This window comes from Streptomyces sp. NPDC096013 (genome assembly GCF_044763565.1).
Classification (GTDB): domain Bacteria; phylum Actinomycetota; class Actinomycetes; order Streptomycetales; family Streptomycetaceae; genus Streptomyces.
Genome location: NZ_JBIWGK010000003.1, coordinates 279,990 through 292,743, shown reverse-complemented (window position 1 = coordinate 292,743; position 12,754 = coordinate 279,990). Strand labels below are relative to the sequence as shown.

The window sequence follows — 12,754 nt, the reverse complement described above, 5'->3', positions numbered from 1 at the left end:
GCTCCCCGCCGAGCAGTGCGGCCCGATGTCCACGGGCCCGTCTCCTCCGTCAGGGCGTCGCGCGCAGCCCCCGTACCCCCGGCGCCAGCAGGGCTCCGAGCGTGGCGAGGACGATCAGGGACGCGCAGCCCGCGAGGGTGCGGCCCAGGCCGACGGTCGCCGCGAGCGGGCCGGCGATGAGCAGGCCCAGCGGGGCGAAGGCCAGGGAGCCGAAGCCGTCGTAGGAGCTGACGCGGGAGAGGGACTCCTCGGGGATCTCGCGGTGGATCGTGGTGGCCCACAGGACGCCGAAGACGTCGTTGGAGATCCCGGCGGTGAACATCGAGGCGGCGATCAGCCAGACCGGGGCGCGGACGGCGAGGAGCGCGATCGGGACGGCCGCGGGGAAGGTGGCGAGCACGGCCACCAGGATCGGGCGGCGGACCCGGACCCGGGCGGCCAGGCCCGCGCCGGCGATGGTGCCGAGGGCCTGCGCGGCGACGATGACCGACCAGGCGCGGGCACCGCCGAGGTAGCGGTCGGCGGTGAGCGGGCCGAGGACGCCCACGTTCGCGTTGAGCGCCGCGATCACGATCGACCACTGGGCCACCACGGCCCACAGCCACTGGCGGGACGCGAACTCCCGCCAGCCCTCCCGGAGATCGGCCCAGCCGGTGGACTTCCTCGGCGGCCGTACGGCGACCGGGAGGCGCACCGTGAGGGCCGCGCTGACGACGAACGACGCGGCGTTCAGCGCGAGCGCCCAGCCCGCGCCCACCAGGGCCACCGTCACACCCGAGAGCGCGAGGCCCAGCAGCCGGGCGCTGTTGGTGCCCACCCGCAGCAGCCCGTTGGCCTGCTGGAGGCGTTCGCCGGAGACGATCAGCGGCACGATGCCCTCCATCGCCGGCATGAACAGGGCCGAGGCCGTACCCGCCGCCACCGCCAGCACGCACATCGCGGGCAGCGGCGCGTGCCCGGACAGCACCAGCGCGGCCAGGCCCGTGTAGGCCACGGCCCCCAGCATCTCCGCGAGCGCCATCAGCCGGGCCCGTGACATACGGTCCGCGATGACCCCGCCCGCCAGGATGAACATCAGCTGCGGCAACGCCTGGCAGGCCAGCACGAGCGAGAGCCGGCCGGGGCTCGCTCCGGGGAGGGCGAGGACCGCGAAGGCGAGGGCGACGGCGGCGAAGCCGTTGCCCAGCACGGACACGGTCCGCGCGCTCGCGAGCAGCACGAACGCGGGCTCACGCCACAGTGATGTCGGTCCCGGACTCTCGGCGGTGGTGGCTGAAGTGGATGTCACGGCCAGGGACTTTAGAGGACCCGCGCCGGCCTACGGCGTCCCGTTCCGACGCGCGGCGGGAACCGGCCATCTCACCATCCGGAATCACCGGCGCACGGCTGAGTAAGGGGAGAGTAGGAGACTGGGCTGAGTGCTCCCGGTCACCTCAGGTTCTTGGTAAGGGTGTACTCGGTGATCCCCGGCGGATAGTCCGGGATCACGCTCACCACCTCGTATCCCCGCTTCTGGTAGAACCCCGGCGCCTGGAAGTCCCAGGTCTCCAGGCGGGACGCCCCGCAGCCGCGCTCCTCGCGGGCGATCCGCTCCGCCTCGCCGAGCAGCCGCGAGCCCAGCCCGGTGCCCCGGTGCCGGTCGTCGATCCACAGGTAGGTCACATGCAGCCAGTCAGCCCAGCTGTGCCCGACCAGGCCGCCCGCGAGATCACCGACGGCGTCCAACGCCCAGACATGGAGCGGTACTTCACGTTCGCGAGGGGTTCCGCGCAGCGCGCGCAGCACCGGCGACGCGGCCGTGTTGGTTTCGAGCAGCCGGGCGCGGAGCAGATCGCGTCGCTCTCTGTCGACTTCCGTCTCAATACGAAACATGCGGCTCACCATAAACGTGCCGGACAGTCAGTTCTGCAAATTGGGTTCCGCTGCCGCGCCCCGGCCGTACGCTGTGAGCAGCACCGGTGGGGGCCGGTGCTGATCAGGGGGCGAGACAAGTCGGGTACGACGCCCGATGTGGGGGTAGCAGTGTCTGCACGGCGGCGGCCGTGCGACGCGGTCCGCTCCCGGGCGTCGTACCCGCAACCATCGCTTCGTCTCCCGACGATGAGGTATCCCCTGCTCCACCAGGAGCCTGGGGAAGGGGGTTTCGTGGTTCGCATCCGAGTCCTGGTCGTCGACGACCATCGCATCTTCGCCGAATCGCTCGCCGCGGCACTGGCGGCCGAGCCCGATGTCGACGTCTCCGCGGCCGGCAGTGGTCCCGCCGCGCTGCGCTGCATGGAGCGCGCGTCCGCCGAGGGCCGCAGATTCGACGTCCTGCTCGTGGACGCCGATCTGGGCGGCAACGTCCCGGGCGTCCGGCCCGCCGTCCCTGTTCAGGCGGGCAACGAGGACGGGCTGGTGGACGGGATCTCCCTGGTCGCCGGGGTCCGTTCGGCGCAGCCGAGCGTGCGGATGGTCGTGCTGGCCGAGAAGGACGATCCGCGCCGGGCCGCGCTGGCCCTTCAGGCCGGGGCCTCCGGCTGGGTCGCCAAGGACTGCTCGCTGTCCAGGCTTTTAACCGTCATACGAGGTGTCCTGCGCGACGAGACACATCTGCCGCCGGCCCTGCTGACCGGTGTCCTGCGGGAGTTGACGGCCGCGCGCAAGCACCGCACCGAGAGCGAGCGCCTGGTGGAGTCGCTGACTCCGCGGGAGCGCGAGGTGCTGCGCTGCATGGTGGCCGGCCTGGGGCGCAAGGCGGTCGCCGAGCGGCTGTTCCTCTCCCCGCACACGGTCCGGACGCATATGCAGAACGTGCTCGGCAAGTTGGGTGTCCACTCCACCCTCGCCGCGGTCGCACTCGCGAGGCGTGCCGGGGTCGGTCCCGTCGACCTAGCCGGGGATGTTGTCGAACGGGGCGGTCAACTGGCGTAGCAGGCCCGCCAGTTCGCCCCGCTGGGCGCGGGAGAGTTCCGCGAGGATCGCGCGCTCCTGTGCCAGCAGTCCGGCCAGGGCCTGGTCCGCGCGGTCCTGGCCCTCCTCGGTGAGCCGGACCAGCACGCCCCGGCGGTCGCTGGGGTCGGGGAGCCGCTCGACGAGGCCCTTCTGCGCGAGCCGGTCGATACGGTTCGTCATCGTGCCGGACGTCACCAGGGTCTGCGTCAGCAGTTGGCCGGGGGAGAGCTGGTAGGGGCTGCCCGCACGCCTCAGCGCCGTCAGCACGTCGAACTCCCAGGGCTCCAGGCTGTGCTCGGCGAACGCCAGCCGCCTGGCCCGGTCCAGATGCCGGGCCAGCCTGCTCACCCGGCTGAGCACTTCGAGTGGCTCCACGTCGAGGTCGGGGCGCTCCCGGCGCCACGCTGCGACAAGCCGATCGACCTCGTCCTCCATGACGATCAGTGTAGTGGTTGTGTCGACATGAAGTCTCTTGATATCAAGCCTCTTGGTTAAGAGTCTCTTGACATCAAGATATGCGGGCGGGAAGGTGGAGGACATGACGACCTGGGACCCCGCTCAGTACCTGCGCCACGCCGGCCACCGCGCCCGTCCGTTCGCGGACCTGCTCGCCCGCGTCGGCGACCTCCCCGCCGCCGCGCCCCGCATCGCCGACCTCGGCTGCGGCCCCGGCAACGTGACCACCGTCCTCGCCGACCGCTGGCCCACCGCGCACATCACCGGCTACGACAACTCACCCGAGATGCTCGCCAGGACCGAGGCCCACGCCGGTCCCACCCCCGGCGGCGGCCGGCTCGACTTCGCCCACGCGGACGCGACGGAGTGGACACCGGCCCAGACATACGACCTGATCGTGTCGAACGCGGCGCTGCAATGGGTGCCGGGTCACCTGGACCGGTTCGGCGACTGGGTCGCCGCGCTGGCCCCCGGCGGCACCTTCGCCTTCCAGGTCCCGGACAACATCGACGCCCCCCTGCACGCCCTGATGCGCGAACTGGCCGGCACCGCCCGCTGGAAGCCCCGCCTGGGCGAGGTGCTGCGCCGCGAGGACTCGGTCCACGCCCCAGGTGTCTACCTGGACCACCTGGCCCGCCTCGGCTGCGCCCCCGACATCTGGCAGACGACGTACCAGCACATCCTCCCCGGCGAGGACCCGGTCCTGGACTGGGTCAAGGGCACGGGCCTGCGCCCGGTCCTCACCGCCCTGTCCGACGACCCGGAGGCGAGGGACGCCTTCGTCACCGAGTACCGCGACCTCCTCCGCGAGGCGTACCCGGCGAAGGCCTACGGCACGGTCCTCCCGTTCCGGCGGCTGTTCGCGGTGGCCCGCAAGGAGGCGTGAGGGATGCTCGCGGCCGTGGATCACGTACAGCTGGCGGCCCCGCCGGGCTCCGAGGACGCACTGCGGCGGTACTACGTCGACGTCCTCGGGATGGCCGAGGAACCGAAGCCGCCGGTCCTGGCGGCGCGGGGCGGGTGCTGGTTCGGGGCGGGGGCGGTGCGGCTGCACCTGGGGATCGAGGACGACTTCCGGCCCGCGAGGAAGGCGCACCCCGGGCTCCTCGTGACCGGCATCGAGGCGTACGCGGCCCGGCTGAAGTCCCTTGGGGCATCCGTCACTTGGGACGACGCCCTGCCGGGACACCGGCGTTTCTACTCCGAGGACCCGGTGGGGAACCGGCTGGAGTTCCTGGAGCCGGAGGGCTGACCCGTGTTTGCCCTCCGGCATCGCGGCTACCCGGTGGGTGGCGCCGAGTTCCTAGTTCCGAACCGACCGGGAGTGATGAACCGTGGCAAAGGACGAGAAGGCCAAGGCCAAGAAGGAACAGGCCAAGGGCAAGGCCAAGGAGACCGTGGGCCGTGCCGTGGGAAACGAGACCATGAAGGCCAAGGGCCAGGCCGAGAAGTCCAAGGGAGACGCTCGGCAGGCCAAGGAGAAGGCGAAGGACGCGTTCAAGCGCTGACGCCGAAAGCGATGAGGGGCCCCTGCCGGACGGCAGGGGCCCATTTTGCTCGCCGCGCCACGGGTTCTCTCGCTCGCCGCGCCACGGGTTCAGTTCTTGCGGTGCCCTATCAACCGCGGCTTGGCCTCCAGCCCGTCCAGCCCGTGCCAGGCCAGGTTCACCAGATGCGCCGCGACCTCGGCCTTCTTCGGGCGGCGGACGTCCAGCCACCACTGGCCGGTCAGGGCGACCATGCCGACGAGGGCCTGGGCGTAGAGCGGGGCCAGATTGGCGTCGAAGCCCCGGCTCTTGAACTCGCGGCCCAGGATGTCCTCCACCTGCGTCGCGATGTCCGAGATCAGGGACGCGAAGGAGCCGGTGGACTGGGGGATGGGGGAGTCGCGAACCAGGATGCGGAAGCCGTCCGTGTACTCCTCGATGTAGTCGAGGAGGGCGAAGGCCGCCTGTTCGCAGAGTTCGCGAGGGTGGCCCGCGGTCAGCGAGCTGGTCACCATGTCCAGCAGGCGGCGCATCTCGCGGTCCACCACCACCGCGTACAGCCCCTCCTTGCCGCCGAAGTGCTCGTAGACCACCGGCTTGGAGACGCCGGCCTTCGCCGCGATCTCCTCCACCGACGTGGCCTCGAAGCCCTTCGTCGCGAAGAGCGTGCGACCGACCTCGAGCAACTGCGCCCTGCGTTCCGCTCCGGTCATTCTGGTGCGGCGCGCGCGTCGGGGTTTCTCGTTGCTCGGGGTACTGCTGGGATCGGTCGCCACGGCGTCAATCATGCCGCCTCCGCCGACTCCTCCCGGGGCAGAGAGCCGCCGGTACCGGAGATACGGCGCGAATCGATACGCGAGCGTGACGGCCAACGCACGTCATAGGCCCAGCCCAGCTGCTCGCACCAGCGGATGATCCGGGCCGAGGAATCCAGCTGGCCGCGCATCACACCGTGCCGCGCGGAGGTCGGGTCGGCGTGGTGCAGGTTGTGCCAGGACTCGCCGCAGGACAGGATCGCCAGCCACCACACGTTGCCCGAGCGGTCCCGGGACTTGAAGGGGCGCTTGCCGACCGCGTGGCAGATCGAGTTGATCGACCAGGTCACGTGGTGCAGCAGCGCGACCCGCACGAGCGAGCCCCAGAAGAAGCCGGTGAACGCGCCCCACCAGGACATCGTGACGAGCCCGCCGATCAGCGCCGGCAGCGCGAGCGAGAGCATCGTCCAGTAGATGAACTGGCGGGAGATCGCCCGGATCGTACGGTCCTTGATCAGGTCCGGCGCGTACTTCTCCTGCGGGGTGCGCTCCTCGTCGAACATCCACGCGATGTGCGCCCACCACAGGCCCTTGATCAGGGCCGGCACGGTCTCGCCGTAGCGCCACGGCGAATGCGGGTCGCCGTCGGCGTCGGAGAACTTGTGGTGCTTGCGGTGGTCGGCGACCCAGCGCACCAGCGGACCCTCGACGGCCATCGACCCGGCGATGGCGATGGCGATCCGCAGCGGGCGCTTCGCCTTGAAGGAGCCGTGCGTGAAGTACCGGTGGTAGCCGATCGTCACGCCGTGGCAGCCGAGGTAGTAGAAGAACACGAGCAGGCCGAGGTCCAGCCAGCTCACCCCGCCCCAGCTCCAGGCCAGCGGCACCGCCGCGAGCAGGGCGAGGAACGGGACGGTGATGAAGAGGAGGAGTGTGAGCTGTTCCAGCGACCCCTTCTTCTCGCCGCCCAGCGTGGCGGCGGGCAGCGGAGTGCCGTCGTCGTTCGCCCGCGGGGCGTCGTCGATCACATCGGAGCTCGTGGTCATGGGCGTCCCCTGTGGGGTTCGGAGGTGGAGGCGGAGCGTCGGACGGCGGGAGCCGGGCAGTGGCAGTTCAGCATGGACATCCCTACGGTTCCGTAACCTACGGCGACGTAAGTATGGCAGCGCGTCGACCGGTGGACGAAGCCCGTGAGACCGCGCGTCAGAGTGGACACCTATCCTTGGTGTCGGTCGGACAGCGCGGTCCGCTCTGTTTTCTTCCCGGATGTCCGTCCCGTATGCGGCAGCCGCCGCGGGACCGCCGTCCGGGTTCCCTCCAGACGAGCTTCAAACACTGCAAGGAGCCGCACCTGTGAGCAGTGCCGACGACCAGGCCACCACGACCAACAACGAGCTGCGCGCCGACATCCGGCGCCTGGGCGACCTGCTCGGCGAGACCCTCGTCCGCCAGGAGGGCCCCGAGCTGCTCGAACTGGTCGAGAAGGTCCGCCGCCTCACCCGGGAGGACGGCGAGGCCGCCGCCGAGCTGCTGCGCGGCACCGAACTGGAGACCGCCGCCAAGCTGGTCCGCGCCTTCTCCACCTACTTCCACCTGGCCAACGTCACCGAGCAGGTGCACCGCGGCCGCGAGCTGCGCGCCCGCCGTGCCGCCGAGGGCGGTCTCCTCGCCCGGACGGCCGACCGGCTCAAGGACGCCGACCCGGACCACCTGCGCGAGACGGTCAAGAACCTGAACGTGCGCCCGGTCTTCACCGCGCACCCCACCGAGGCCGCGCGCCGGTCGGTCCTCAACAAGCTCCGGCGCATCGCCACGCTTCTGGAGACCCCGGTCATCGAGTCCGACCGCCGTCGCTACGACACCCGACTGGCCGAGAACATCGACCTGGTGTGGCAGACCGACGAGCTGCGCGTCGTACGCCCGGAGCCCGCCGACGAAGCCCGTAACGCCATCTACTACCTCGACGAGCTGCACGCGGGCGCCGTGGGAGACGTCCTCGAGGACCTGACGGCCGAGCTGGAGCGCGTCGGCGTCAAGCTGCCCGACGACACCCGCCCGCTCACCTTCGGCACCTGGATCGGCGGCGACCGGGACGGCAACCCGAACGTCACGCCCCAGGTCACCTGGGACGTCCTGATCCTCCAGCACGAGCACGGCATCAACGACGCCCTGGAGACGATCGACGAGCTGCGCGGCTTCCTCTCCAACTCCATCCGCTACACGGGTGCGACGGAGGAACTGCTGGAGTCCCTCCAGGCCGACCTGGAGCGGCTGCCCGAGATCAGCCCCCGCTACAAGCGCCTCAACGCCGAGGAGCCGTACCGCCTCAAGGCCACCTGCATCCGGCAGAAGCTGGAGAACACCAAGAGCCGGCTGGCCAAGGGCACCCCGCACGAGGACGGCCGCGACTACCTCGGCACCGCCGAGCTGCTGCACGACCTCACCCTGATCCAGGCCTCCCTGCGCGCCCACCGCGGCGGCCTCTTCGCCGACGGCCGCATGGACCGTACGATCCGCACGCTCGCCGCGTTCGGCCTCCAGCTCGCCACCATGGACGTACGCGAGCACGCGGACGCCCACCACCACGCGCTCGGCCAGCTCTTCGACCGGCTCGGCGAGGAGTCCTGGCGGTACGCCGACATGCCCCGCGAGTACCGCGCGAAGCTGCTCGCCAAGGAGCTGCGCTCGCGCCGTCCGCTCGCTCCCACCCCGGCGCCCGTCGACGCGGCCGGCGAGAAGACCCTCGGTGTCTTCGAGACCGTCAAGAAGGCGCTCGCGGTGTTCGGGCCCGAGGTCATCGAGTCGTACATCATCTCGATGTGCCAGGGCGCCGACGACGTGTTCGCCGCCGCCGTGCTGGCCCGCGAGGCCGGGCTCATCGATCTGCACGCCGGGTGGGCGAAGGTCGGCATCGTCCCGCTGCTGGAGACCACGGACGAGCTGAAGGCCGCCGACACCATCCTCGAGGACATGCTCTCCGACCCGTCCTACCGGCGCCTCGTGGCGCTGCGCGGGGACGTCCAGGAGGTCATGCTCGGATACTCCGACTCGTCGAAGTTCGGCGGCATCACGACCTCGCAGTGGGAGATCCACCGCGCCCAGCGCCGTCTGCGCGACGTCGCCCATCGCTACGGCGTCCGGCTCCGCCTGTTCCACGGCCGCGGCGGAACCGTCGGCCGCGGTGGCGGTCCCTCGCACGACGCGATCCTCGCCCAGCCCTGGGGCACCCTGGAGGGCGAGATCAAGGTGACCGAGCAGGGCGAGGTCATCTCCGACAAGTACCTCGTGCCGTCGCTGGCCCGGGAGAACCTCGAACTGACCGTCGCGGCGACGCTCCAGGCGTCCGCCCTGCACACCTCGCCCCGCCAGTCCGACGAGGCGCTGGCCCGCTGGGACGCGGCCATGGACGTGGTGAGCGACGCGGCCCACTCCGCCTACCGCAGGCTGGTCGAGGACCCGGACCTCCCGACGTACTTCCTCGCCTCCACGCCGGTGGACCAGCTCGCCGAACTGCACCTGGGCTCGCGGCCCTCCCGCCGCCCCGGCTCGGGCGTCTCGCTCGACGGACTGCGCGCCATCCCGTGGGTGTTCGGCTGGACCCAGTCCCGGCAGATCGTGCCCGGCTGGTTCGGCGTGGGCTCGGGCCTGAAGGCGCTGCGCGAGGCGGGCCTGACTGCGACATTGGGAGGAGAGGGCGTGCTCGACGAGATGCACGAGCAGTGGCACTTCTTCCGCAACTTCCTCTCGAACGTCGAGATGACCCTCGCGAAGACGGACCTGCGGATCGCCCAGCACTACGTCGACACCCTCGTCCCGGACGAGCTGAAGCACGTCTTCGACACCATCAGGGCCGAGCACGACCTGACCGTGGCCGAGGTGCTCCGCATCACCGGTGAGGCCGAACTCCTCGACGCCACCCCGGTGCTGAAGCAGACGTTCGCCATCCGCGACGCCTACCTCGACCCGATCTCCTACCTCCAGGTCGCCCTGCTGAAGCGCCAGCGCGACGAGGCGGCGGCGGGCGCGGACCCCGACCCGCTGCTCAGCAGGGCCCTGCTCCTCACGGTGAACGGCGTGGCGGCGGGCCTGCGCAACACCGGCTGACCGAGGAGCGTGCGGCGGCGTTCAGGTGCTGGTCACAGCGCCAGGAACGCCGCCGTCAGCAGGGCGATGCCCGACCCGGCCAGCACCCACGCGGCCCGGGTCAGCCGCAGGCCGCCCGCGACCACCACCGAGGCCAGCAGGAGGGCGCCGCCGAGGGGGACCCAGGCGTAGAGGATGCCGGCGGGGCCCGAGCGCAGCACCTCGTCGGTGCCGGGCTTCACGACCACGGTGTACGTCTTGCCCTTCTTCACCGCGACCGTGTGGTCGATGACGACCTCGGCGCGCGCCTTCGACCCCGTGGAGACCGGGGTGTACGGCCCGGTGCAGGTGTCGTCGCCGCACGCGGTGACCTCGACCGTGCCGCTCTCGCGGCCCTTGGTGAGCATCACGTTGTGCGCGGTAGGCCAGGAGCCCCACACCCCGGCGATCAGGATCAGCACGGTGACCGCGCCCATCGCCGCGAGCCGTCCGAAGTTCAGGGCGGCGAAGGCGCCGGGGGAGGCTGCGGGTGACATGGCCGGGATCATTGGCCATACCTGTACGCGCGGTCAACTCGGGTGCCCGGCAAGTCGATCACATCAGGAGTTGTACGCGCTCTGCGCCCGCTCCAGGCCCTCGCTCACCAGGCATTCCACGGAGTCCGTCGCCCGGTCCACCAGGAAGTCCAGCTCCTTGCGCTCCGTGGAGGAGAAGTCCTTCAGCACGAAGTCGGCGACCTGCATCCGGCCCGGCGGACGTCCGATGCCGAACCGCACCCGGTGGTAGTCCGGACCCATCGCCTTGGTCATCGACTTGAGGCCGTTGTGGCCGTTGTCGCCGCCGCCCAGCTTCAGGCGGAGGGTGCCGTAGTCGATGTCGAGTTCGTCGTGCACGGCGACGACGTTGGCGAGCGGCACCTTGTAGAAGTCGCGCAGCGCGTTGACCGGGCCGCCCGACAGGTTCATGAACGACGTCGGCTTCACCAGCACGACCCGGCGGCTCGCCGGACCCGGGGCGCCGATGCGGCCCTCCAGGACCTGCGCCTGTGCCTTGCCGGCCCGCTTGAACTTGCCGCCGATCCGCTCGGCCAGCAGGTCGGCCACCATGAAGCCCACGTTGTGCCGGTTCTTCGCGTACTCGGGGCCAGGGTTCCCGAGGCCCACGATCAGCCAGGGGGCGTTGGCGACGGTCGTCACGTCCATGTCTCCCTTTGATACGCGCCGGCCGCTGCTCCCAGGGGGAACAGCGGCCGGCGAGACGGTGAGCGGTGAGGATCAGGCCTCGGCGGACTCGCCCTCGGCCTCGTCCGTGGACGCCTCTTCGGCCTGCGCGGCCAGGACCTGGAGGACGACCGCGTCCTCGTCGATCGCCAGCGTGGTGCCCTTGGGCAGCGGGATGTCCTTGGCGGCGATGGAGGCACCGGCCTCCAGGCCCTCGATGGACACCGTGACCGACTCGGGGATGTGCGTGGCCTCGGCCTCGACGGTGATCGTGCTCAGCACGTGCTCCAGCAGGAAGGAGCCCGGGGCCAGCTCGCCCTCGGTGTGCACGTAGACCTCGACGTTGACCTTCTCGCCGCTCTTCACGGTGAGCAGGTCGACGTGCTCAAGGAAGCCCTTGATGGCGTCACGCTGGACGGCCTTCGGGATGGCGAGCTGGGTCTTGCCCTCGATGTCCAGGGTCAGCAGGACGTTCGGGGTGCGCAGGGCGAGCTGAAGCTCGTGGCCCGGCAGGGTGACGTGCAGCGGGTCGACACCGTGGCCGTAGACGACCGCGGGAACCTTGTTGTCACGGCGGATGCGGCGGGCGGCGCCCTTGCCGAACTCGGTACGGGTCTCGGCGGTGAGCTTGACGTCGGCCATGGCTACTCCTCGTAGAACAGACGGGGTGGGGGCGGTCACCCGGCCGAACATCGGCCTGCTACGAAGAGCGCGTCGATAACGGACCGCCGTACCCAAGCCGGTACGGCCTCCCTCGCCGAGCAACTGTGGCAGCTTACTCGGCGGGGAGGCCGTACAAGAAATCGATCTACGACGGCTGGGGTCAGTGCTCGTCGAAGAGGCTCGTCACCGAGCCGTCCTCGAAGACCTCGCGGACCGCGCTGGCGATGGTCGGGGCGATCGACAGGACGGTGATCTTGTCGAGGTCGGCGCCCAGTTCGCCCGGTGTCGGGAGGGTGTCCGTGAGGACGAACTCGCTGACGCGGGAGTTCTTCAGGCGGTCGGCGGCGGGGCCGGAGAGCACGCCGTGGGTGGCCGTCACGATGACGTCCTCCGCGCCGTGCGCGAACAGGGCGTCCGCGGCGGCGCAGATCGTGCCGCCGGTGTCGATCATGTCGTCGACCAGGACGCAGACGCGGCCCTTGACCTCACCGACGACCTCGTGGACGGTCACCTGGTTCGCCACGTCCTTGTCGCGCCTCTTGTGCACGATGGCGAGGGGCGCGCCGAGGCGGTCGCACCAGCGGTCGGCGACGCGCACGCGGCCGGCGTCCGGGGAGACGACGGTCAGCTTGCTGCGGTCGACCTTGCCGCCCACGTAGTCCGCCAGCAGCGGGAGGGCGAAGAGGTGGTCCACGGGGCCGTCGAAGAAGCCCTGGATCTGGTCGGTGTGCAGGTCGACGGTGAGGATGCGGTGCGCGCCCGCCGTCTTCATCAGGTCCGCGACCAGGCGGGCCGAGATCGGCTCACGGCCGCGGTGCTTCTTGTCCTGGCGGGCGTAGCCGTAGAACGGCACGATCACCGTGATGGAGCGGGCCGACGCGCGCTTCAGGGCGTCGATCATGATGAGCTGTTCCATGATCCACTGGTTGATCGGAGCCGTGTGGCTCTGGATCACGAAACAGTCCGCACCGCGCACCGACTCCTCGAAGCGGACGTAGATCTCGCCGTTCGCGAAGTCGAAGGCCTTCGTCGGGACGACCCCGACACCCAGCTGCTGGGCGACCTCCTTGGCAAGCTCGGGGTGGGCGCGGCCGGAGAAGAACATCATCTTCTTCTCGCCGGTCGTCTTGATCCCGGTCACAGCACTGTCTCCTCA

Annotated in this window: 14 protein-coding genes; 5 read left to right on the top strand and 9 right to left on the bottom strand. The window is 70.6% G+C overall.

The window, feature by feature from the left end:
- Window positions 1-49: 49 nt before the first annotated feature.
- Window positions 50-1,288 (bottom strand): MFS transporter, encoded by a 1,239-nt coding sequence (locus ACIRB1_RS12850; protein ID WP_403465551.1) that lies wholly within the window; start codon window positions 1,286-1,288, stop codon window positions 50-52.
- 140 nt (window positions 1,289-1,428) lie between these two features.
- On the bottom strand, window positions 1,429-1,884 hold the full coding sequence (locus ACIRB1_RS12845) for an N-acetyltransferase (RefSeq protein ID WP_352181920.1): 456 nt from the start codon (window positions 1,882-1,884) through the stop codon (window positions 1,429-1,431).
- A 261-nt stretch (window positions 1,885-2,145) separates the two neighbouring features.
- Here ACIRB1_RS12845 and ACIRB1_RS12840 point away from each other — a divergent pair, with 261 nt between their 5' ends.
- Window positions 2,146-2,913 (top strand): response regulator transcription factor, encoded by a 768-nt coding sequence (locus tag ACIRB1_RS12840; protein WP_043684893.1) that lies wholly within the window; start codon window positions 2,146-2,148, stop codon window positions 2,911-2,913.
- On the opposite strand, the gene ACIRB1_RS12835 is transcribed toward ACIRB1_RS12840, so the two are convergent.
- On the bottom strand, window positions 2,872-3,369 hold the full coding sequence (locus tag ACIRB1_RS12835; protein ID WP_019064646.1) for a MarR family winged helix-turn-helix transcriptional regulator: 498 nt from the start codon (window positions 3,367-3,369) through the stop codon (window positions 2,872-2,874). The genes ACIRB1_RS12840 and ACIRB1_RS12835 overlap by 42 nt on opposite strands.
- A 103-nt stretch (window positions 3,370-3,472) precedes the next feature.
- Here ACIRB1_RS12835 and ACIRB1_RS12830 point away from each other — a divergent pair, with 103 nt between their 5' ends.
- From ACIRB1_RS12830 to ACIRB1_RS12820, 3 genes are all read left to right on the top strand, one after another.
- Window positions 3,473-4,276, top strand: a complete 804-nt coding sequence (locus ACIRB1_RS12830; protein WP_352181921.1) for a trans-aconitate 2-methyltransferase — start codon at window positions 3,473-3,475, stop codon at window positions 4,274-4,276.
- A gap of 3 nt (window positions 4,277-4,279) precedes the next feature.
- On the top strand, window positions 4,280-4,642 hold the full coding sequence (locus tag ACIRB1_RS12825; protein WP_403465550.1) for a VOC family protein: 363 nt from the start codon (window positions 4,280-4,282) through the stop codon (window positions 4,640-4,642).
- An 82-nt stretch (window positions 4,643-4,724) separates the two neighbouring features.
- Window positions 4,725-4,898 carry a CsbD family protein gene (locus tag ACIRB1_RS12820; protein WP_078652648.1) on the top strand — a complete coding sequence of 58 codons (174 nt, stop codon included), beginning with the start codon at window positions 4,725-4,727 and terminating at the stop codon, window positions 4,896-4,898.
- Window positions 4,899-4,987: 89 nt separating this feature from the next.
- On the opposite strand, the gene ACIRB1_RS12815 is transcribed toward ACIRB1_RS12820, so the two are convergent.
- Both ACIRB1_RS12815 and ACIRB1_RS12810 read right to left on the bottom strand, forming a co-directional pair.
- A complete protein-coding gene (locus tag ACIRB1_RS12815) occupies window positions 4,988-5,665 on the bottom strand; it encodes a TetR family transcriptional regulator (RefSeq protein WP_403465549.1) in 678 nt (225 codons plus the stop codon).
- Entirely contained in the window at window positions 5,662-6,678 is a 1,017-nt protein-coding gene (locus tag ACIRB1_RS12810) for a fatty acid desaturase (protein WP_352181924.1), read from the bottom strand. Before ACIRB1_RS12810 ends, ACIRB1_RS12815 begins: the two co-directional genes overlap by 4 nt.
- A gap of 307 nt (window positions 6,679-6,985) precedes the next feature.
- Here ACIRB1_RS12810 and ppc point away from each other — a divergent pair, with 307 nt between their 5' ends.
- Complete coding sequence (gene ppc, locus ACIRB1_RS12805; RefSeq protein ID WP_403465548.1) at window positions 6,986-9,736, top strand: phosphoenolpyruvate carboxylase; 2,751 nt, start codon at window positions 6,986-6,988, stop codon at window positions 9,734-9,736.
- Window positions 9,737-9,768: 32 nt separating this feature from the next.
- Here ppc and ACIRB1_RS12800 read toward each other — a convergent pair whose 3' ends face one another.
- From ACIRB1_RS12800 to ACIRB1_RS12785, 4 genes are all read right to left on the bottom strand, one after another.
- A complete protein-coding gene (locus ACIRB1_RS12800) occupies window positions 9,769-10,251 on the bottom strand; it encodes a hypothetical protein (protein ID WP_403465547.1) in 483 nt (160 codons plus the stop codon).
- A 63-nt stretch (window positions 10,252-10,314) separates the two neighbouring features.
- Window positions 10,315-10,917, bottom strand: a complete 603-nt coding sequence (gene pth / locus ACIRB1_RS12795) for an aminoacyl-tRNA hydrolase (RefSeq protein WP_403465546.1) — start codon at window positions 10,915-10,917, stop codon at window positions 10,315-10,317.
- Window positions 10,918-10,989: 72 nt separating this feature from the next.
- Entirely contained in the window at window positions 10,990-11,577 is a 588-nt protein-coding gene (locus tag ACIRB1_RS12790) for a 50S ribosomal protein L25/general stress protein Ctc (RefSeq protein ID WP_352181927.1), read from the bottom strand.
- A 181-nt stretch (window positions 11,578-11,758) separates the two neighbouring features.
- Window positions 11,759-12,739 carry a ribose-phosphate diphosphokinase gene (locus tag ACIRB1_RS12785; RefSeq protein ID WP_352181928.1) on the bottom strand — a complete coding sequence of 327 codons (981 nt, stop codon included), beginning with the start codon at window positions 12,737-12,739 and terminating at the stop codon, window positions 11,759-11,761.
- Window positions 12,740-12,754 lie beyond the last annotated feature (15 nt).

What these genes read in the sequence shown, in the direction of transcription:
- ACIRB1_RS12830 (WP_352181921.1), top strand. Translation starts at nt 3,473, where the DNA reads ATGACGACCTGGGACCCCGCTCAGTACCTGCGCCACGCCGGCCACCGC.
- ACIRB1_RS12790 (WP_352181927.1), bottom strand. Translation starts at nt 11,577, where the DNA reads ATGGCCGACGTCAAGCTCACCGCCGAGACCCGTACCGAGTTCGGCAAG.
- ACIRB1_RS12845 (WP_352181920.1), bottom strand. Translation starts at nt 1,884, where the DNA reads ATGGTGAGCCGCATGTTTCGTATTGAGACGGAAGTCGACAGAGAGCGA.
- ACIRB1_RS12825 (WP_403465550.1), top strand. Translation starts at nt 4,280, where the DNA reads ATGCTCGCGGCCGTGGATCACGTACAGCTGGCGGCCCCGCCGGGCTCC.
- ACIRB1_RS12800 (WP_403465547.1), bottom strand. Translation starts at nt 10,251, where the DNA reads ATGTCACCCGCAGCCTCCCCCGGCGCCTTCGCCGCCCTGAACTTCGGA.
- pth (WP_403465546.1), bottom strand. Translation starts at nt 10,917, where the DNA reads ATGGACGTGACGACCGTCGCCAACGCCCCCTGGCTGATCGTGGGCCTC.
- ACIRB1_RS12835 (WP_019064646.1), bottom strand. Translation starts at nt 3,369, where the DNA reads ATGGAGGACGAGGTCGATCGGCTTGTCGCAGCGTGGCGCCGGGAGCGC.
- ACIRB1_RS12810 (WP_352181924.1), bottom strand. Translation starts at nt 6,678, where the DNA reads ATGACCACGAGCTCCGATGTGATCGACGACGCCCCGCGGGCGAACGAC.
- ACIRB1_RS12815 (WP_403465549.1), bottom strand. Translation starts at nt 5,665, where the DNA reads ATGATTGACGCCGTGGCGACCGATCCCAGCAGTACCCCGAGCAACGAG.